The 2,128-nt window shown below is 24.3% G+C and carries 5 protein-coding genes; 1 reads left to right on the top strand and 4 read right to left on the bottom strand.

All coding sequences use genetic code 11. From position 1 onward, the window contains the following. Positions 1 to 59: 59 nt before the first annotated feature. The gene (locus tag N456_RS08965; protein ID WP_062056078.1) at positions 60 to 287 is read right to left on the bottom strand and encodes a hypothetical protein; all 228 of its coding nucleotides are present in this window, start codon (positions 285 to 287) and stop codon (positions 60 to 62) included. 217 nt (positions 288 to 504) lie between these two features. Here N456_RS08965 and N456_RS08970 point away from each other — a divergent pair, with 217 nt between their 5' ends. After that, the gene (locus N456_RS08970) at positions 505 to 939 is read left to right on the top strand and encodes a helix-turn-helix domain-containing protein (RefSeq protein ID WP_062056080.1); all 435 of its coding nucleotides are present in this window, start codon (positions 505 to 507) and stop codon (positions 937 to 939) included. Between the two features lie 7 nt (positions 940 to 946). On the opposite strand, the gene N456_RS08975 is transcribed toward N456_RS08970, so the two are convergent. From N456_RS08975 to N456_RS24855, 3 genes are all read right to left on the bottom strand, one after another. Continuing rightward, entirely contained in the window at positions 947 to 1,138 is a 192-nt protein-coding gene (locus tag N456_RS08975) for a hypothetical protein (protein WP_062056082.1), read from the bottom strand. Next, positions 1,128 to 1,946, bottom strand: coding sequence for a hypothetical protein (locus N456_RS08980; RefSeq protein ID WP_062056084.1), 819 nt, complete (start codon positions 1,944 to 1,946; stop codon positions 1,128 to 1,130). The genes N456_RS08975 and N456_RS08980 overlap by 11 nt, the downstream gene beginning before the upstream one ends. After that, the coding region (locus N456_RS24855; RefSeq protein WP_205410265.1) for a hypothetical protein at positions 1,933 to 2,128 on the bottom strand (196 nt) is incomplete at its 5' end. The genes N456_RS24855 and N456_RS08980, both read right to left, overlap by 14 nt.

The following is a 2,128-nucleotide window of genomic DNA, read 5'->3' on the forward strand; positions in this document are numbered from 1 at the left end:
TTTGGGAATAATCTAATTTTAATATTTTAGTTAAATCGTGGAATCATTTACTTATAGATTTAAGTTATATGCTTATTTTTTTTTAATTTTTCAAAATCAGATACAAACTTTTCTGTAAATCGATAAATCCTATTAATCCTTTTCCTACTTAATTGTCTATTATACTTATAAAATTTCTGCATTGTACCTTCGGGAAAATTCAAACACCTATCTAGACCATTAGCATTAAAAGCATCTTCATATTTAATAAACAAAGATTCAATAATTAATTTTCTATCTTCTTTCATAGTTTACCAATTTTATTTCTTTATTATCCAAATCTCTTATATCTAAAAAGATTATCAACTCATTAATTTCTTACCTATACTAGTTTCGCCCCCTGCGTTTTTCCTTATATATATACATACTTCACTTGTTTTTTTATAAATTTACGTTTTAACCTCAGTCAAATATACATATTTTATATGAAAAAAACATATATAATATGTTAAATACACAAAATTAATGAATTACATATCAGAAAATTTAAGCTTTTTACTACATAAGACAGGTCTAGGAAAGGATGCTTTTGGAGAAACAATTGGGTTAAAAAGAGGAAATATAGGATCATATATAGATAAGAAAGCTTTTCCAAAGATTGAGACACTACAAAAAATATCTGAAACTTATCAAATAACAATTGACGATCTTATTAATATAGATCTATCCAATAACACTTTAAAGCCTAAAAATTTAAATACTCAAAGAAGAAAACTTGATAATTATTCTGTTGCAGAAATTATTGAAAATATGTATTTGAGAGATAGTGAGTTTTCACAGAGTCCATTACTATGGATGTATATAAAAATGAAAATTTTAGATGGGAAAATCACAGACGAAGAATTGATAACAGAACAGTTAAAAATAATAACAGAGAGAAACATTAAGAAAATTGAATAGTTCTCATTCATAGCGTAGCAGAAATGCTTTCTTTTAATAACTGTTTTTTTAAATTAAGCTCATTCAATTGATTTTCTTTTTTTCTAATTTCTAGCTCAAATAAATCCATCAGAGATTGGTTTAGATCATTTGCATCTGATTCATAAATCAGACCTTGCTTGAAGATTTTATCATATATTTTCTCTTTTTTATGATTCATCTTTACAAGCTATTTTCTTCATTGTTATTTCTAACTCTTCGTCATATTCTTCTAATTTAACCTGAATATCTTCTTTCAAATCAGGATTTGCATGAAAGGCTTTTACGGCAAAATCTAAAACATAATTTTTACGACTAATAGTAATAAAATGAATTAATTCTTTTATTCTGAAACTTAATAAAAAATTAGTATCTCTGTTGTAATAATATTTAACTAAAGAAACTGAAGACCATGAACTTAAAATTGCTAAGGTCATAATTAAGATATGATAAGCTGTAATAGGTAGATCTTGTGGTAAGATAAACCAAATAATCATATAAAACGATATCAGAAATGATATTGAGTATAAAATTATAATAGAGCGGTATAAATATACATTAGCTTTTAATTTATCTTTTGAATAAAGAAATAAAAATAATATTATAAAGGAAAAAAGAATATATGGCAATCTAATACCAAAGCCAATCAAAAAAACTCTTAATGTTCTAAATCCAAAATATCTATGTTTATTAACTATTTGACTTAATTGATAATCTAATAAATTAGCCTCAACACTTCTGTCAATATTAAATAATTCCAGTTGTTCAATATATTCAAGAGGTGTAATCTCATTTGACTTTAAGCTTTCTTCTAACTGACAGATTTCTTTATTTTTTAACCTATTAAAAGTATTAATTTTTTCTTGAAACAATTTTACTTCTTCTGGTTTTTTAGGAAAGTTAATATGTAGTAAAGGTGCAATAAAAATTATTACTGCACCTATTACTATAAAAATTGAAGTAAATACTTTCTTTTTATTCTCTGTCATCTTGGTCTGGTTCTTCGAGTTTATCGGAGGCAAATAATCCAATTTCTTCAACTTCTTCAGTTTCACTAATTGAATTGTCTGAACACCCCGATATCAATAATGTTAAATTTAAAAAAAGAAAGCATACAAAAAAGTTTTTAAAAAAAAATGATTGTTTTTTAGAAGTATTCATAATTTTAATT

Origin of the sequence: Aquimarina longa SW024, from assembly GCF_001401755.1 — a bacterium.
Taxonomy (GTDB): Bacteria; Bacteroidota; Bacteroidia; order Flavobacteriales; family Flavobacteriaceae; genus Aquimarina; species Aquimarina longa.

Excerpts from the sequence above, each read along its gene's own strand:
- N456_RS08965 (WP_062056078.1), bottom strand. The coding sequence starts at position 287 with ATGAAAGAAGATAGAAAATTAATTATTGAATCTTTGTTTATTAAATAT.
- N456_RS08970 (WP_062056080.1), top strand. The coding sequence starts at position 505 with ATGAATTACATATCAGAAAATTTAAGCTTTTTACTACATAAGACAGGT.
- N456_RS08975 (WP_062056082.1), bottom strand. The coding sequence starts at position 1,138 with ATGAATCATAAAAAAGAGAAAATATATGATAAAATCTTCAAGCAAGGT.
- N456_RS08980 (WP_062056084.1), bottom strand. The coding sequence starts at position 1,946 with ATGACAGAGAATAAAAAGAAAGTATTTACTTCAATTTTTATAGTAATA.